Raw genomic sequence first — 16,023 nt, 5'->3', positions numbered from 1 at the left:
ATCTTGGGTGTTCCTATGAAATACTCGCTAACCCTAATGACTTTTCAATAATAACCATCAGAACAATCGTACCAAGCATTAAAATAACGGATAATGCAGAAACAGATGGATCATAGTTGTATTCAATATAATTCATTAAGCTAGTTGGTAACATAGTCACACCTGGGCCTGATAAAAACTGTGACACAGGTATATTGTTGAAAGAATTAATGAATGCCAACATGAAGGAAGCAAAAATTCCTGAAGTAATGTTCGGTAAAACCACTTTGCTAAACGTTTGTAATTTTGTACAACCTAACGTCCACGAAACTTCTTCAATCGAAAAATCTAACTGCTCGATAGTTGAACCTACCACACGAATCACGTAAGGCAAGCAAATCAAGAAATGACCCAGTAACAATCCCTGGAAAATAGGAAATTGAAATTGTATCACAATAAATTGATACAAGGCATAACCGACGACTAACCCTGGTACGATCGTTGGCGAAAGGAAAAAGCTCTTAATCCAACTTCGTCCTAACACCTTGTGGCGTGCCAATGAATAAGCAGCGGGAACACCGATAATCAATGCCAACAGAGTCGCAATAAAGGCTACTTGTAGACTAAGCAAGAAGCTGTTCATAAAGGATTCATTGTTAAATACTTTGCCAAACCAATCAAGGGTAAAACCTTCAATTGGAAATTGAATCGTTGAATTGGTTCCAAAAGAGGTCACGACAATAATGAGTAAAGGGACAAATAGAAACGCAAAAACGAACCCTGCGAAGATTTTTAAACCAACATTTTTACGCACTTGTCTCACCTCTCTTATCCATACGTCCAGCAACCCAGTAGAATAACTTCATCACAATGACCGTCGCCACAATCATAATCAAGGCAATCACACTTGCACCTTGCCAGTTGCCTAATGCCGTTGCATTTTGATACAAGAAGGTGGCTAACATGATATTTCGGTTCCCACCCAATAATTGAGGGGTTGTATAGGCTGTCATCGTACCCGTAAAAACTAAAATACTGCCAACAATAATCCCTGGTACACTTAATGGCAAGATAACCTTCATGAAAGCAATCAAACGATTGGCACCTAATGTTTCTGCTGCTTCCATTATTTCAGAATCAATGTTTTCTAAAATCCCCACCAAGGTAATGACCATTAAAGGTAAGAATAAATACACGGATCCAATCCCAATGGCAAATTCCGTATAAAGCAAAGTCAGTGGTTTAGAAATCAAGCCGGCATTCATTAAAGTATTATTAATAATACCGTTTTGTCCTAACAGAGTAATCCAGGCAAAACTTCGAACCACTGAATTTGTTAGCAACGGAAACAATGTTAAAGCCATCAACAGGCTGCGCGATTTTTTCGGACTTTGGGAAATGTAGTATGCAGTCGGAACGCCTAACAATACACAAATCAAAGTTACGATCAGTGAAATTTTTATCGTCCGCCAAAAAATACCTAAATTATACTCATCCATGAAGAACGAAGTATAATTTGCCAAGGTGAACCCTCCATTAAAGAACGTTGGAAAAACGATAGAAATAAGAGGTACCACCAAGAATAAAATCAAGAGAATCAAGCCTGGAGCCAAGATGATATATGGGACTCTTCGATGCGTCATATCTGGCCTCACTTTCCATATTCTAAAAAAGTATTTCCTATGATGATAAATATCATACAAGCAGACGCTTTATATGCTTTCTTGTATACTAGTATTATAATTACTAAGACACTCTCTGATAACTAAAAATACGAATATTACAATTTTTATTTAAATTAAATGTTCGTAAAAAGCAATGAAAAGTTATTAAATAAATGATGAAAGTAAGTGTTTTTCATTTTTTTACATAAAGTCAAAAATAACAAAAATTTAACCCGAACCTGAAGAGATACAAAAAAAAAGCAGATAGACTATGCTCTTCGCCAACTTTTACGTTGAATATGGTTGTTTACATTTTCATGCACTTCTTGAACAACTGCTTTTATCTGTTCAACTTGTGAATAAAAATCACCAATAATTATCCATATTGGTTAATAGCTTCATATATGGAGTAATAATCGATACCTATTTTGCACCGATGGTTTGAATTCCTTCTATTAATGCACCTGCACTGCTTACGATTGGAGTAGGTGCTCCATTTTCAGCAGTAGCATTTCCTAAACGTTCTTCTGAGATTTGGTGGTAGCCAGGACCCTGGCACATAATAGCAACTAAACAAGCATACGCTAATACGTCGCATCGGGCATCAGATAATTCTCTTTAAATAAAGAACCTTTTCAAATTTCTCCAACGGATATTAAAAATTACTTGGAAGAACAACTAGAACGGGATAAGAGCATTTCAACGGTTAACAAAGAATTAGCGATTATTAAGACATTTTTCCATTACCTTTGGGAGATTAACAAAGTACCTGTTGATCCAGCTGTAAAAATTAAACGTTTTTAAGTTGAAAAGGAGCTCATGGTAATTATTAGTTATGATCAAATACATTCAATTTTGAATAAGGTGTTGTCGAAACAGGAATATTCTAAATTGAGAAAAGTCGTATTCCTTTTAGCTGTTAAGGGATTAAAGACAGCAGATTTCCGTTTTAAAAGGGAAGATGTTTTGGATGATTTCGAAGAGAATAATATTGTCATACAACTTAAGAATCGTTCTATTACCTTAAGAGATATGGAAGCCACATGCTTTCGAGAATATTATGCTGAAACGATGTATAGTGAAAGTGATTTTGTCTTTAACACTACACCGCATGGAGAACATTCTGGGGGACCTATTCAGGTTATGTCTATTCTTAACCATTTAAGAGCGATATCTTCAGATTATCTAGGGGAAAATGATCCAGCATTGACTCTAATATCAATACGTAGAGCAATGGCCTTAAATCTGTATATAAAAAAACGATCCATACAAGACATTGCAAAAGAACTTGGAATAGAAGAAAATTCAGCTTCTAATTACTTAAAATACATATTACTTGGAAATATAACCCCAAAATCTTAATTCGAACAAAGTGGTTTAAAGAATTAATTTAAATTGTGGTTAGACCGTTATTTAATTTTTTGATGATAAATATTTTATATGTGTCTTGTTTCCTTATTTTGGTGTGTTGGAGATTTGCATTCTAGCGCATTTATCTTTTCATTTATGTACAATCCTTACATGTAATTTCGTTGTGGGTTAATTGTTTGAGTATTCAAGAAAAAAGATTATATATACACAAATATTTCTCTCTTCTTTTAAAAAGATCATTATATTGTTAAAGAAACACTATCGGCTTAACTTTTAATATTCATATTAATATGATATATATTTAAAAGTAATGATGCAATATACAATATATACTGAAATAATAACAATTATATAATATATGAAATTATTAATATATATTTCGACATATATGTTATTAGTTTTGTGAGAAAATTAATATTCCTATCGTCCCCTAGCTTGAATAGATTAAAGTCAATCGATGGCAAGGAATAAAATTTCTTCGCAAATACAAAAAGTCTCGTAAATACTTTTCGAGACTTTTTTGATCTATTATGAAAGAGTATAATTTTTAAAACACACAGTTTTGAAGTTAGAGGGAAGATATCTTTTTTGGTTCAATTAAGTTTTATATAATGGTCTAAAGTCTTGATTTACTGCACTTTTTAACTTGTGAAATATCATTTAATTTTATTTAGTAATATCTAAAAGCATCTAATCTGTGACCAAGATGTGACCATTTTTTTATAATTTAATTGGTGATTGTGGTTACATTAAATTAGCTACAGTATACAGCTAATCGTGTCTTAAAATTAGTAATTACTTAGAGAATGCAGTATTAGCCCCACCTACGCTTTATACCTTGATGGGCACACTTTCTATCCACCTATTTTTCATTAAAAAGAAAATCTATCTCTTTCATTTTTAAAGTTTTCCATAATACAAGTTTTTACAATTACTTAAGTATAGAGCATCAATTTGAATTTCTCCCCAATAGCCTTTTGACTTTTCGGCAAACCAATTGATAATAAAGGTGCCAGGTGCCATCCAATATCTGGATGGCACCTGGCACCTTGTTCATGAAGTATAAATAGGAAGTGTTATTCTTATCGTTGTTCCTTTATTTAAAACACTATTTATCTTAATTTTCCCATTCATTGTCTCTATTGTTTTTACAACAACCATTGAACCTAATCCAGTCCCCTTTTCTTTAGTGCTGTAATAAGGTTCGCCAAAACGGTTTATTTGTTCTTTACTCATTCCAACACCGTTATCGCTTATCTCGATAATGATATCGAATTTACTTACGAGTGTAACTAAACTAAGCTCCCCACCATTAGGCATAGCCTCTACACTATTTTTAATCAGGTTTAAAAAACATTGCTTGAAATGTTGAATATTTCCGCGTGTAATTCCTGGCACTAACTCTTCTGATATCTTCACCGAATTCATATTGGCCAATGGTTTCGTCATTTCAATAATACTTCTTATTTCACGATCTATTAAAATAATACCTATATCTTCGGTTGCAGGTTTTGCATATGCTAAATAATCACTAATAATTGTCTCTGCAGATTTAAGCTCTCTAACCACATGTTGAAAGTACTGTTCTCTAACTTCTTGAGAAAGGTTAGGGGCTTTTAGGAGATCAATAAACCCCTTTACAACTGTTAAAGGATTTCTAACTTCGTGGGAAATACTCGCTGCTAACTGGCTAACAACTTCCATCTTTTCTAGCTTTGCTATTTTTGTCTTTATACTAATTGCGTCACCTAATATTTCTATTATATATACAACGAAAAACATGACTACTGGAGGAAGGAAAATAAAATAAAACATATAAGCTTCAGTCACCCTAAATGAATCAGATATGGTAACAGCTATAGAAGTTGTTAATATTCCAAGACACAAAGATAACAGAACTGAGAAAATAAGCTTATTTTTTCTATTGAACATGCTGAACTTTTTTGAAAAAAGTGCCGTTATAATAAAGATCACGATATAAACAATAAGAGTTAGAGAATTGAATCCATAAATAAAAAATCTAATCGCCAACGAAATTATCAACAAGGCAGCCCCGACAGGCCATCCGCCATAAAGTATACCAATTAAAAAAGGAATTTGCCTTAAATCATGTATACAATATTCATCAATATAAATAGGGAATTTCATACATAAAATACTTGGTAAACTCATGCATGCTGTAATAAGGGTTTTTTGATAATTTTTAAGCGTTTTAAAATTATCAATTAAAACGAAGAAAACAAAAATACTTACTAAAATGTAAAACAAGTTATCTAAAACATTTTGATTAATATAAATGAAGTCCATAGTAAATATCCTTTGTCAAAATTTATAAACTTATTTAATTATAAAGGATAAGTCCTATAAAAGAGAGCTTTTTTTATTTAAGTGAAAAACTCCCAAAAATGGATATTAACCTACTAGTTAAGCTTCAATGTTATGACCAAAAAAAATATATTACTAGAACAAAGTTCACTGTGACGCCCCAAAAAGTCTTGTTTCATACGATTGTTCTACACACAGATAATTGAGAAGAAAAAAGATTATGCTCCTTCAAATTATACAAAAAAAACATTTGCAGTAGTTTTCACATATTTGATTGCTGTTTGTAGAAAAAAATTAATCCAGCCATAGACTCACTCACCTTTTCATCGCTCTAATATCTGTAAATCTGACGTGGATGCGTGCGGTCTTACGGTACTCGTACTAACCGTCTCAGACATCGGTCTCCCTCACTCTACCGATAACACACAAAAAAACCGTACAAGTGGAAAATTCACTGTGTGGTATAACATCCGATAATATGTATAGTTGGCGGGACCGTCTGGGAATCGAACCCAGCTGACCTGACACGCAGGTCACAAGCAGTTTTGAAGACTGCTGACACTTGTTTTTCTAGTATCTTGATGTACCCTCAAGTCTTGATAAATCAAGCATTTTTGCCTTCTAGTGTTTTCTTGTGATTTGTAATTTTAAAAATTTGGGCACCAAGCATGGCACCAAAGCTTTCTATAACAAAAGAAAGCTTTACAAGTGTCAATCACGCTGGATGTGGATGTTAAATACTAGGTAAATGATCAACAATTGAAGGCAGTTCTTAATCGCAAAAATAAATACTAATGATGCAAAGTGAATCTGAGATCTCTTCGATGGCTTGCTTAGTTATTAGTTATACCCGCGATCGGAACCAAATTCAGTTAATATAAATGTCGCTTTTGTTTCCATCGAAATAACAATTTTAAAAATGGTGAAAAAAACTACTTGGGAAATCACAATACAGTGGATTACAGAAGAAAAAAGAGCAGCCATTGCGGATGCTCTTTCATACGACAAGTAAACGCTAGAGTAAGACGTTATCCTCCACTCTGGCATCTTATCCCTCTCTTTCCTAAATCCACCAATGGCACAGTTACTCTTGAAATAATTTACAATATTACCCAGATCCCTTGTATCCTCCTAATGAATAGAATTCTTTATTATTGCAAGAAAGCTACCTGATTGCTAAACATCCAAGTAATAATCGGATGATCCATGTAGGAAATAAACAATTTAAGGAAGAAACCTTCCCATTGTTGAAATCTTGCCTGCATTAAGTCTACCAAATTATAAACCTATTCTTTTTCTTACTGGTTGTCCCTTGCAATTATCTTATTTTGATTGATCTGCTAACCATTCCATAAGTGTTGTTGTTTTTCCATCGATTGTTTTAGTTACTTCGTTGTTATATACGTAGATCCATGACCAATGTCCATCGTATTCATATGGAGTGCCATCTGCTTTCTTGTATAAGCCTGAAGTATCAACAACATTATCAAATAAAGATAAATGAACATCCTTTGCTCCAGCTTGGACTAAGCGATTATATGTCGGTACTACATACTGACTTGGAGGCACAGTTGTATCTGTTTTAGCTGCAACGAACCAGATTGGTAGGTTTTTCATACGCTGAATATCTGCATCCGAAATAAGTGTATCCTTTACAGCTTCGCATGTTGGGAATGCCGCTGCGAAGTACTCAGGATAATCGCGAATCATAAGCATTGTCATGTATCCGCCATTGGAATCTCCACCAATATAAATTCGGCTAGGATCTATGTCTTTATTTTGATCAACATAATCTTTAATCAAATCCATAAGAGCATTTTCATATTTGGAAGTCCCATCCCCAAATCCTTTAAAACCGTCCATCCAGAAAGTTGGAGTTTGAGGGGCTAATACGTAGGCTCCGCCAAAATAGGACTGAATATCTTCTGAGGCAAAGTTTGCAGCTTTATTTCCGGAAATCGGAATCGTTGGATCTGTACCGCCTTCTCCCATGCCATGTAGCCAGATTATTAAAGGATTCTTTCCATTATCTTTAGCTGGCGTATAGTCGGCATATGTTAAAGTAACGCCATCAAAAGAAGCCTTACCAGTTGAGAAATCATCTACAAGTTCTCTCACTCCACCTGTATATGTATCAACGACCAATCCAGAAACTTTCCCTGCTGGTGTAAAGATATCTTTTTGCTGAGTAATCGTATACTTACTATCATTCCAATCGTTTAAAAATGTACCTAAATCAAAGTTCATTGCTGATCCTAAGGTTACAGTTGGGCCAATTTCCATTTCTAACACTGCATATTTTCCTGTTTGAACAGCAGGTTTTCCATTCTTGTCCGAAACATAAGCGTTAGTTACATTTCGGTATCCTTGCTCTAAAAAAGGATTGGCTAATCGGCTGTCACTTCTGACTGCATGAACATTGAACGTTTCCGTTGTTACAGAATTGACCGGAACCGGCCGGCCCAAATCGACAATTACCTTTGTTATGGCAGGGCCCCAATCTTCAATTTTGGTAACAGTCTGGTATGAGCTAGGCTGCGTTTTAACTTCCTTAGCTAATGCCCCCGTGCTAAACGAAAGGGCAGTACCAGCTGCTAAAGTACATAACAATGTAGTTTTTACGTGTTTTTTAATCCCCTTTAACATACTTAACCTCCTGATCTTTTTATGATGAATAAAATGCACAGCACCTATTTTTGAACCCACTTCAAGTTTAAGCGCTTACATATATTTTAAGAAAAGGGGGGCTATTATTCCCGTCATTTTTTAGCTTGTTTATGGTCAAATCCTGACAAATTTTAATTATTTTAAACTACTAAATTATTTAGTATTTTTTAATTCCTAATATAACAATGAATGAAATAATTATGCTTAGTGGAGTAAATTTTGATTTTAAGCTTCTGTTTTTGGCTTAGCTTTTTTCTGCTCTATTCGATATTGATAAGGAGTTACATGATAGGCAGCTTTAAACACTCTGGTATAGGACTTCTCATTTGGAAAACCGTGGTTTAATGCAATCTGGATGATTGGGTAGTCGGTATTCATTAACTCAGGGTACGACTTTTCAAGTCGTACCGCATTAATATAATTTAATACTGTCATTCCTGTATGTTTGATAAAGAATCGCGACAGATATTCGGAGGATAAATTAAATTGGGCAGAAAGTGAGTCAAGAGATAAATTTTGATTATAATTTTCTTTTATATAATTAGTAATCAAGGTCAACCGTTCTAGATATTTCCTTGCGCTAATACTGCTGGTACTCTTTTTACTGATTTTAAAGTTTTTTAACAGGAGATAAATTAATTCAAACGATAAACTCGTTACTTTTATATAAGCTAAGGGGTCATTTTCTTCATTTTCATAGGAGTTAACTATTGAATTCAAAGTCTCACGTAACTCATCAAAATGTAATTTTCTCTGAATAACTTTTTCGCCAATTGATATGCAATCAAATTGAATTTGATCAATGTCAGGAAAAATAGACTTTATAAACTCGTAGGGTATAAATATAGTAATGCCCTTTCGGTTTTTCCCCGTATTAACTGAAAAAGAGTGGATCGCATTGGAATTGATTAAGACAATATCACCCTCTTGAGATACATAAACCTTCCCATCTACATAGATTTCGTCAATCTTCCCTGAGAGAACATAGCATATTTCTATACTTTCATGCCAATGTCTTGGTATAAACTGTTGTTTGTCTGAGGTATGAATGATTATTTTTATAGGAATTTGTTCATCGGCTTTTATCATTTCATATTTGTATTCCATTCATTAACCCCCATCGGAAAAGAAATTAGCTATGTGTTCATAATCAAGTTTCTTAATACGAAAACAGTCTCTATTATACTCTATTTATTTAAAAGTGTTCAAATCAACATTTGGATTTTGCTTTGGTCTTTAATAGTTTAAAGCAATTGTTTGGAGGGGTGAAATAATACTCCCTAATAAAAAAACAGCTTTGGTATTTCACCATAGCCGACTAATCTTAAACAAATTTAAAGGACAGCTGCATTTAATACTGCATGTTCAGTAAATGCAGGACTGATTCCAGTGGTCTACATAGAAAACATATGTAATTCTTATATTGTAGGGGCATCCATTCTTCTCTTGCGGGTCCATACACTCCTGGAACCTTCAATCCTGCTTGACGCATTAGAACCGTATTTAACCGCGATGATGAATGATATGCTTGATGAGTAATGAAAGTGTTACGGCTTTTGGCATATCCATCCCAAACACATTTTTGATTTCACTTAAGGATTGATCTGTCCACTGCTGCTTTACAGCGTCACTTGTGTCAGCACAGACTACGCTGCCGCAACTCGAAATCCTTTTCAGAAAACCTTATATCAAAACCATATTATAACCCTAGAAATGTATATCAAAATGCTTCTAGAATACCAAAAGCATCTATCCAAGCTTGTGGAAGAGATAGATGCTTTGGCAAAAGAAATTATAGAATATAAGATTATCCAATCAATCCCTGGGATCGGAGAAAAAATCGCGGCAACGATTATTTCTGAAATTGGTGAGATTGATCGGTTTAATCACCCAAAAAAACTCGTGGCATTTGCAGGATTAGACCCTAGTATCTTCGAATCTGGCAGATTCAAGGGAACTGTAAACAGAATACCCAAACGAGGTTCGAGCAGACTATGGCACGCCTTATATACAGCCGTTCGATGGGTTCTGGTGCAAATATACTTGTTAAAAACATAGAATCTCAATACCCTTTTCATCTATGAATTATGATGCTACTCCAAATAATTTATGTATGAATTCAACCTCGCTGTGGACAGACTTCACTCCTTGTAGAAGTTGTCCTTTTTTCAGCATATGCATCACCTCCACTCCACAGATGATCTGTTTGGCTGTTCGAAACGTTTTTAATCCTAGCATAGAACGGACTCGCTTTTTTATAAAGCGGTGATCTTGCTCCACTATGTTATTCAAGTACTTCTGTTGTCTAAGTTGCATACCATCAGGTATGCTTTTCTCTTTTTTCAACTCTTCAATGGCTATAGGATAAGCCGGATTCTTATCGACTGTAATGACTCGAGGCTTGGAAACATGAAAAGACCGCAAAGCTTTCTTGAAGAAGCGCTTTGCAGCCTTTTTGTCTCTTGTTTTACTGAGATAAAAATCAATCGTGTTTCCATCGGAATCCACTGCACGATACAAATACATCCATTGACCTTTTACTTTGATATACGTTTCATCAACTCTCCAGGAATCATTTGTTGGCTTAAGATGACGCCGTACTCTTTTATCTAATTCAGGTTCATATTGATGAACCCAACGCATAATCGTTGTATGAGCGATCGACAGACCTCGCTCCTCCATCATTTCCACCAAATCACGAAAACTGAGGTTGTACCGTAGGTACCATCTTACAGTTAGCAAAATAATGTCAGGCTGATAATGTTTCCATTTGAATAAATTTTGGTTTTCCATACTGATCATGCCCCTTTTTTTAGAGTAATAGTATCAGTATGTCCAAGATTTAGAGATTACTTGCAAGTGTGTTGAACTTTTTGCACCAGAACCCTAGTAATTGTGTTAAACTTTTTGCACCAGAACCTATTTTTCTAACTATTCCCCAAATTTCTTTTTCAGTATCAGTAACTTCATTTTCTGTATTAAATTGTCCCCATAATTCGTAGCTTTTTTTTCCATATAAAATAGTTAAGCTAACTGTTACTTCTGCCTTCACAGTTCGGGACTTTCACCCTAGAGATTACACCCTGGATAGGCTACACTTAGTTGGACAGAAATTTTAAGGTCAAGTAGACTACAGATAACACGTTTGAGGAGAATCTACTATGGCTAAAAAAGAACGTCGAACATTTACCACGGAATTCAAACAACAGATCGTCCAGCTTTATCTGAATGGGAAACCAAGAAAAGATATTATAAGGGAATACGATCTTACACCCTCATCATTGGATAAGTGGGTGAGTCCAAGTCAAACCTCCGGTTCGTTCAAGGAAAAAGATAATCTGACTCCAGAAGAACAAGAGCTGATTAAATTAAGAAAAGAAAATAAGCAGCTTCAAATGGAGAACGATATTTTAAAGCAAGCCGCGCTGATACTAGGACGAAAGTAAATGTGATCAAGAACAATCTACACAAATACTCGATATCAGCAATGTGCAAAGTCCTGCAAATCCAAAGAAGTACCTATTATTATGAAGCAAAAGAAAGGGCTTCAGAGAATGACTTAACCTCTACTATCATCGAGATATTCAAAAATAGTCGTCAAAACTATGGTACTCGTAAGATAAAGGTGGAGCTTAGAAAGCTTGGGCACCAAGTATCAAGGCGAAGGATTGGCCGAATTATGAATGAACAGGGATTAGTATCGAGATACACAGTTGCCCAGTTTAAACCTCATTCAAAAGATTGTAACGAATCCACGCAGAAAAATGAGTTGAATAGAGCCTTTAATTAGGAAGAAGAATTGACTGTGGTTGTAAGCGATTTAACATATGTAAGAGTCAATCAAAATTGGCATTACGTATGTATATTTGTCGATCTCTTTAACCGAGAAATCGTTGGATTTAGTTCAGGTCCGAATAAAGATGCAGCCTTGGTTTATCGGGCTTTTTCATCCATTAAGAAAGACCTGCGAAAAATAGAGTATTTCCATACAGATCGAGGAAGTGAATTCAAAAATAAGCTAATTGATGAAGCTCTAGAAACTTTTAAAATCAAGCGATCTTTGAGCATGAAAGGCTGCCCTTATGATAATGCCGTGGCAGAAGCAACATTTAAGATCATTAAAACTGAGTTTGTTAAAGGGCAACACTTTACTAGTTTAGAAGAATTAACAAGGAGAATTACGAGACTATGTTCATTGGTTTAACCACATTCGAATTCACGGAACATTAGGCTACTTAAGCCCGATAGAATACAAACTTGGACACCTTAAAAAAACTGTCTAGTTTTGTGTTGACAATCCACCCATGCCGGGCGCACATATAAAAAGCATCTGCACTAGATGTGCAGGTGCTATCACTCCATTCTATAGTGTATTATGCACTTTTATGTGCACGTACTTTTATACTTGTTTTATTAACTCCCTTATGATTAAGGATTAAGCAAAAAAGGGAGAGAATAGATAATAATAGAAAACCTAAAACATAATCTCCTGCTAAATCTTTTGTCAAGCCAAGGACAATTGGAGGAAAAAAGCCTCCAACTCCTCCAATTGCACCGACAATCCCTGTTACCGCACCTGTATTTCCTTTAGAGATTTCAGGTACCATCTTGAAAACAGCACCATTTCCTATCCCTAACAATATAGAGATGATCAAACAATTTATACTAAAGAAAAGGAAGTTTTCCATAGTAAAAGCAATGAACACCCCACATAATGTTACTCCACTAAAAACTAGAGTCAACAACCCTTTTGCTCCAAAAACGGTCGGAAAGATAGCCACCAAATGGACGTATAAGCGTAGCCATTACGACGAATATAGCTGTTTTTATTCCAGCTTCAAGGGCTGTAATACTAAAGAGATCATTCAAAAATGTAGGTAAATAAATACTGAAAGTCACAAAAGTTCCAAATGTAAGGAAGTAAAAAAACGATAAATACCATGTTTCTTTAAATTTTAATACGGAAAGAGATTCCTTTAAAGTCTTATGTTTACTTGTTCTTTGTACATCTTTTGTTCCTACCCAGAAAAGAATTGACATACATGCCATAGCAATTGCAAGGTTCCAAAATACCCATGAAAGACCAAAAGAGCTAAAAATGGATGGTATCAAGAAATTTGCTACAGCTGATCCTAAATTTCCCATCCCTCCAATTCCTAAGATCAAACCTTGTTTTTGTGGAGGATACCATTTAGATACATAGGTTTTGGAAATAACAAATGTTGTTCCTGCCATCCCGATAAAGAATGCCCAAAATAACAACATGGCAAAAGAATCTGCAAAACCTGCTCCAACCATGGGTAAGATAAGCAGTAACATAGTCAACGCAAAAATTCTTCTCCCGCCATATCGATCTGTTAAAATCCCCATTGGAATACGCATTAAAGACCCCAATAATACTGGGGTAGCAATAAGAATGATTTTTTGAGTAATACTTAACTGATAAATTTTTTGAATTTCTGTAGCAATCGGTGCAAAAACCGACCATACGGTAAATGAGACAATCATTGACACAGTTGATAAAACTAATACCGATGTTTGACCATTTGTATTCTTCATAAAGACCACCTTGTGATTCTCTTGGTGCTAAATGTTTAAGTCCAAGATACTATTTAACTTAAATTAAAATCATATATTTACAATTCTCGTCGAGCACCGTTATTGATCAACAATTTCATGATAAGAATGTTTATTTCAATTAATCATTAATATAAAACAGGAGATTTTTTTGAAAATACTACTCTTATTACTAATATTAAAAATGATAGATGGCCGATGTTTTTCATTGTGATTTCCTCCTATTTTGTCTGAACTTTTTGTTAATATAAAAATATCACTTTTTTTAATATCTTCACATTAACTTGTAAGGAAATATGACATGGAATTTATACAAGTATGGTGCACCACTCGTTTTTTGTAGATGATTTTCGATGTGATTAGCATTGGAACCCCAAGTGTTCCCATTACGGCCCCCATTTTATCCGGAGGAGCAAGTCGAAAAACCATGGCCATTCCTATTGGAGCAACCATTCCTCCGCCCAGCATAGAAAAACAATATATATAGAATGTAATAACTTACTAATAGCCATTTTGAATGTAACTTATTTTTCATAAAGGAACTTACTATGCGTTTAAAGACAAGTTTAGTATTTTAACGGTCTATGTTTATAGACAATAAGGAAGGTTATTTACTATTAAAATAGGCGGACCAACTACCGATAAGAGAAGCTTTCAGGAATCATTGCTATACTCCAGATGAAGTTGTGTTTCCGTAGCAAAATGAGAAGATTAAGGATCTCAAAAATTAGCAGGGTTGATTCCTTTTTTCGATATCAATACTTTTACTTAAAAAATTCAAATCCCAATGCTATTGGACTACTCAATTCCTTTTTAGTAGCATTCTCACAAAAATAAAAAGTCCCAAAAGGGTTTACTCTATTGGGATTGTGAAGGATTGCTACTTAAGCTAACTGGCAGTTTAGTTTAATTCGAATAATCTCCCTTAATAAGTAAAAGATAATAAAAATTATTTTTCGGAGGTTATAATATGTTCAATGAAAAAACAAAGCTTACATCATTATTTTGGATTGCCATTCTTGGTTTGTTCTTAACAACCATATATTCAATTTTACTTGGTATTTTAGGCTATAGAACAATGAATAGGATTGATTATATATATAAGCAAAATAAACAAAAGAAAAATAATGGTAATTAAAAAAGAAGCTAAAACCTGCTTCGTTAACTTAATAAAAAAGGATTGTCTAAGTAAGTGATCAAAAATGACTGAAGTAATCATTTTGAACTTTTAAATTTTTTCAATGTAACAAAACATTCATTAAGTTACATTTATTTTTTACCTGGATACAAACAAAACTACAAATGCAGCTGATGCTTTTTCAATAAGCTCATATTAAAATATTTTCTTTGCATCACTAGATAAGTTTCTTACATGTTTAAGATATTTTGACATGCTTGTATCATCGTGAACTAGGTATGTAAACAAACAATGCTTTGCTAGTCTTTAACTAAAGTCCGAAACAATTCGCAGGTAACGAATATAGAATTCCATAATTTGTCATAATCACTTACGGAATAGGTTTCTTTATACATCTCCCAATGTGATTCTGGGAGATATTTTTTGAAATACTTTCCCATCTTTCCTGTTGAAACCTGAAAGTCATTTTTAGTCCCATCCACCTTGAAACCATCTCGTCTAAGGAAACTTTAGTGGCATGTTCAAACATAAGTTTTGCATATGGTAATTCATCTCTCCAAATTCCTTTTGCAACGTTTTGAAGACACCACCAAAAATTATTACAACAGCTCACGAAAAGCGCTTCTGTTGGTTTTTTTACATGGTAGTCAACATCCGATGGAGCAGGGATAAGTGACAGACAGTTGTCCTTATCTAATAATGGAATGGTAAGTTTATCTTCTACATATCCTTCAATCATTGATTCTTTTGTTTCGATGGGAAGATCAATACGATTTCCATCAGTAAAAAGCATTAAATATCCGTAAGAACGATCAAAATTCTTTTCTACACCGCAAGCTTGATCTAATTTATCAGGCTCTTGGATCATAATCAATTCCCCAAATTTATTAATCCATTCTTCATCTTCTATAAAAGAGGCTGTTTCCGTGACTACATATACAATGTCGTAATCCTGAAAAATATCTTTTGGAGCATTGGGATTTGTCCTTGAACCGTTCATATAGACCGCTCGAATTCGTTCATCTTTTTGAGCTACTTCTAATATTAAATCCAACATTTCTTGATCACTTCTCACTACTATTCACCTCGCACAATGTAAATATCCTCGTGTATTTGCTTCTTCTGACCATCTATTTTAATTCTTTTTAAAGAATGATATTTCCTGTATATTTTAAAATCTTTAACTAAACTCCCCGTTAACTTAAAAAACAAAGGCCTTGTGTTTCAATGTAACAAAACCTCTATTATGTTACATAAATAAAAGTCACCCTTAAGGGTGACTCAGATTGTAGACAAAAGGCA

11 protein-coding genes and 5 pseudogenes are annotated in these 16,023 nt (G+C 34.3%); 5 read left to right on the top strand and 11 right to left on the bottom strand.

What is annotated here, in order from left to right:
* Positions 1-13: 13 nt before the first annotated feature.
* The 3 genes from J7E77_RS24155 to J7E77_RS24145 form a co-directional block, all read right to left on the bottom strand.
* Positions 14-793, bottom strand: coding sequence for an ABC transporter permease (locus J7E77_RS24155; RefSeq protein ID WP_214717379.1), 780 nt, complete (start codon positions 791-793; stop codon positions 14-16).
* On the bottom strand, positions 786-1,622 hold the full coding sequence (locus tag J7E77_RS24150; protein WP_214717377.1) for an ABC transporter permease: 837 nt from the start codon (positions 1,620-1,622) through the stop codon (positions 786-788). The genes J7E77_RS24155 and J7E77_RS24150 overlap by 8 nt, the downstream gene beginning before the upstream one ends.
* A 444-nt stretch (positions 1,623-2,066) precedes the next feature.
* Positions 2,067-2,204 carry a hypothetical protein gene (locus J7E77_RS24145; RefSeq protein WP_214717375.1) on the bottom strand — a complete coding sequence of 46 codons (138 nt, stop codon included), beginning with the start codon at positions 2,202-2,204 and terminating at the stop codon, positions 2,067-2,069.
* A 78-nt stretch (positions 2,205-2,282) separates the two neighbouring features.
* Here J7E77_RS24145 and J7E77_RS24140 point away from each other — a divergent pair, with 78 nt between their 5' ends.
* Together J7E77_RS24140 and J7E77_RS24135 are read left to right on the top strand one after the other, a co-directional pair.
* Entirely contained in the window at positions 2,283-2,447 is a 165-nt protein-coding gene (locus tag J7E77_RS24140) for a hypothetical protein (protein WP_308160759.1), read from the top strand.
* An 87-nt stretch (positions 2,448-2,534) separates the two neighbouring features.
* The gene (locus J7E77_RS24135; protein WP_214717371.1) at positions 2,535-3,005 is read left to right on the top strand and encodes a hypothetical protein; all 471 of its coding nucleotides are present in this window, start codon (positions 2,535-2,537) and stop codon (positions 3,003-3,005) included.
* Between the two features lie 1,062 nt (positions 3,006-4,067).
* Here J7E77_RS24135 and J7E77_RS24130 read toward each other — a convergent pair.
* The 4 genes and pseudogenes from J7E77_RS24130 to J7E77_RS31500 all read right to left on the bottom strand — a co-directional run.
* Positions 4,068-5,321 carry a sensor histidine kinase gene (locus J7E77_RS24130; RefSeq protein ID WP_214717370.1) on the bottom strand — a complete coding sequence of 418 codons (1,254 nt, stop codon included), beginning with the start codon at positions 5,319-5,321 and terminating at the stop codon, positions 4,068-4,070.
* A 1,341-nt stretch (positions 5,322-6,662) separates the two neighbouring features.
* Entirely contained in the window at positions 6,663-7,985 is a 1,323-nt protein-coding gene (locus J7E77_RS24125; protein WP_214717369.1) for a prolyl oligopeptidase family serine peptidase, read from the bottom strand.
* A gap of 246 nt (positions 7,986-8,231) precedes the next feature.
* Positions 8,232-9,113, bottom strand: a complete 882-nt coding sequence (locus J7E77_RS24120) for an AraC family transcriptional regulator (protein WP_214717368.1) — start codon at positions 9,111-9,113, stop codon at positions 8,232-8,234.
* 244 nt (positions 9,114-9,357) lie between these two features.
* Positions 9,358-9,635: pseudogene (locus tag J7E77_RS31500) on the bottom strand (DinB family protein); the annotation flags it as partial.
* A gap of 24 nt (positions 9,636-9,659) precedes the next feature.
* On the opposite strand from J7E77_RS31500, the pseudogene J7E77_RS24110 reads away from it, so the two are divergent.
* A pseudogene (locus tag J7E77_RS24110) lies at positions 9,660-10,028 on the top strand (transposase); the annotation flags it as partial.
* A gap of 63 nt (positions 10,029-10,091) precedes the next feature.
* Here the strand turns inward: J7E77_RS24110 and J7E77_RS24105 are convergent.
* Both J7E77_RS24105 and J7E77_RS31855 read right to left on the bottom strand, forming a co-directional pair.
* Positions 10,092-10,799, bottom strand: coding sequence for an IS6 family transposase (locus J7E77_RS24105; protein ID WP_214717367.1), 708 nt, complete (start codon positions 10,797-10,799; stop codon positions 10,092-10,094).
* A 49-nt stretch (positions 10,800-10,848) separates the two neighbouring features.
* Positions 10,849-11,058, bottom strand: coding sequence for a hypothetical protein (locus tag J7E77_RS31855; protein WP_374103005.1), 210 nt, complete (start codon positions 11,056-11,058; stop codon positions 10,849-10,851).
* Positions 11,059-11,167: 109 nt separating this feature from the next.
* Between J7E77_RS31855 and J7E77_RS24095 the strand changes: the two are divergent.
* Positions 11,168-12,289 (top strand): annotated as a pseudogene (locus J7E77_RS24095) (IS3 family transposase).
* Positions 12,290-12,379: 90 nt separating this feature from the next.
* Here J7E77_RS24095 and J7E77_RS24090 read toward each other — a convergent pair.
* A pseudogene (locus J7E77_RS24090) lies at positions 12,380-13,565 on the bottom strand (MFS transporter).
* A 988-nt stretch (positions 13,566-14,553) separates the two neighbouring features.
* Between J7E77_RS24090 and J7E77_RS24085 the strand changes: the two are divergent.
* On the top strand, positions 14,554-14,721 hold the full coding sequence (locus J7E77_RS24085; RefSeq protein WP_214717366.1) for a hypothetical protein: 168 nt from the start codon (positions 14,554-14,556) through the stop codon (positions 14,719-14,721).
* A gap of 195 nt (positions 14,722-14,916) precedes the next feature.
* Here the strand turns inward: J7E77_RS24085 and J7E77_RS24080 are convergent.
* Positions 14,917-15,796: pseudogene (locus J7E77_RS24080) on the bottom strand (aminoglycoside 6-adenylyltransferase).
* Positions 15,797-16,023: the final 227 nt, after the last annotated feature.

It is taken from the genome of Bacillus sp. ISL-77, assembly GCF_018613105.1.
This window is presented reverse-complemented; position numbering and strand designations above follow the sequence as displayed.

Excerpts from the sequence above, each read along its gene's own strand:
- J7E77_RS24150 (WP_214717377.1), bottom strand. The coding sequence starts at position 1,622 with ATGACGCATCGAAGAGTCCCATATATCATCTTGGCTCCAGGCTTGATT.
- J7E77_RS24145 (WP_214717375.1), bottom strand. The coding sequence starts at position 2,204 with ATGTGCCAGGGTCCTGGCTACCACCAAATCTCAGAAGAACGTTTAGGA.
- J7E77_RS24130 (WP_214717370.1), bottom strand. The coding sequence starts at position 5,321 with ATGGACTTCATTTATATTAATCAAAATGTTTTAGATAACTTGTTTTAC.
- J7E77_RS24125 (WP_214717369.1), bottom strand. The coding sequence starts at position 7,985 with ATGTTAAAGGGGATTAAAAAACACGTAAAAACTACATTGTTATGTACT.
- J7E77_RS24120 (WP_214717368.1), bottom strand. The coding sequence starts at position 9,113 with ATGGAATACAAATATGAAATGATAAAAGCCGATGAACAAATTCCTATA.
- J7E77_RS24105 (WP_214717367.1), bottom strand. The coding sequence starts at position 10,799 with ATGGAAAACCAAAATTTATTCAAATGGAAACATTATCAGCCTGACATT.
- J7E77_RS24085 (WP_214717366.1), top strand. The coding sequence starts at position 14,554 with ATGTTCAATGAAAAAACAAAGCTTACATCATTATTTTGGATTGCCATT.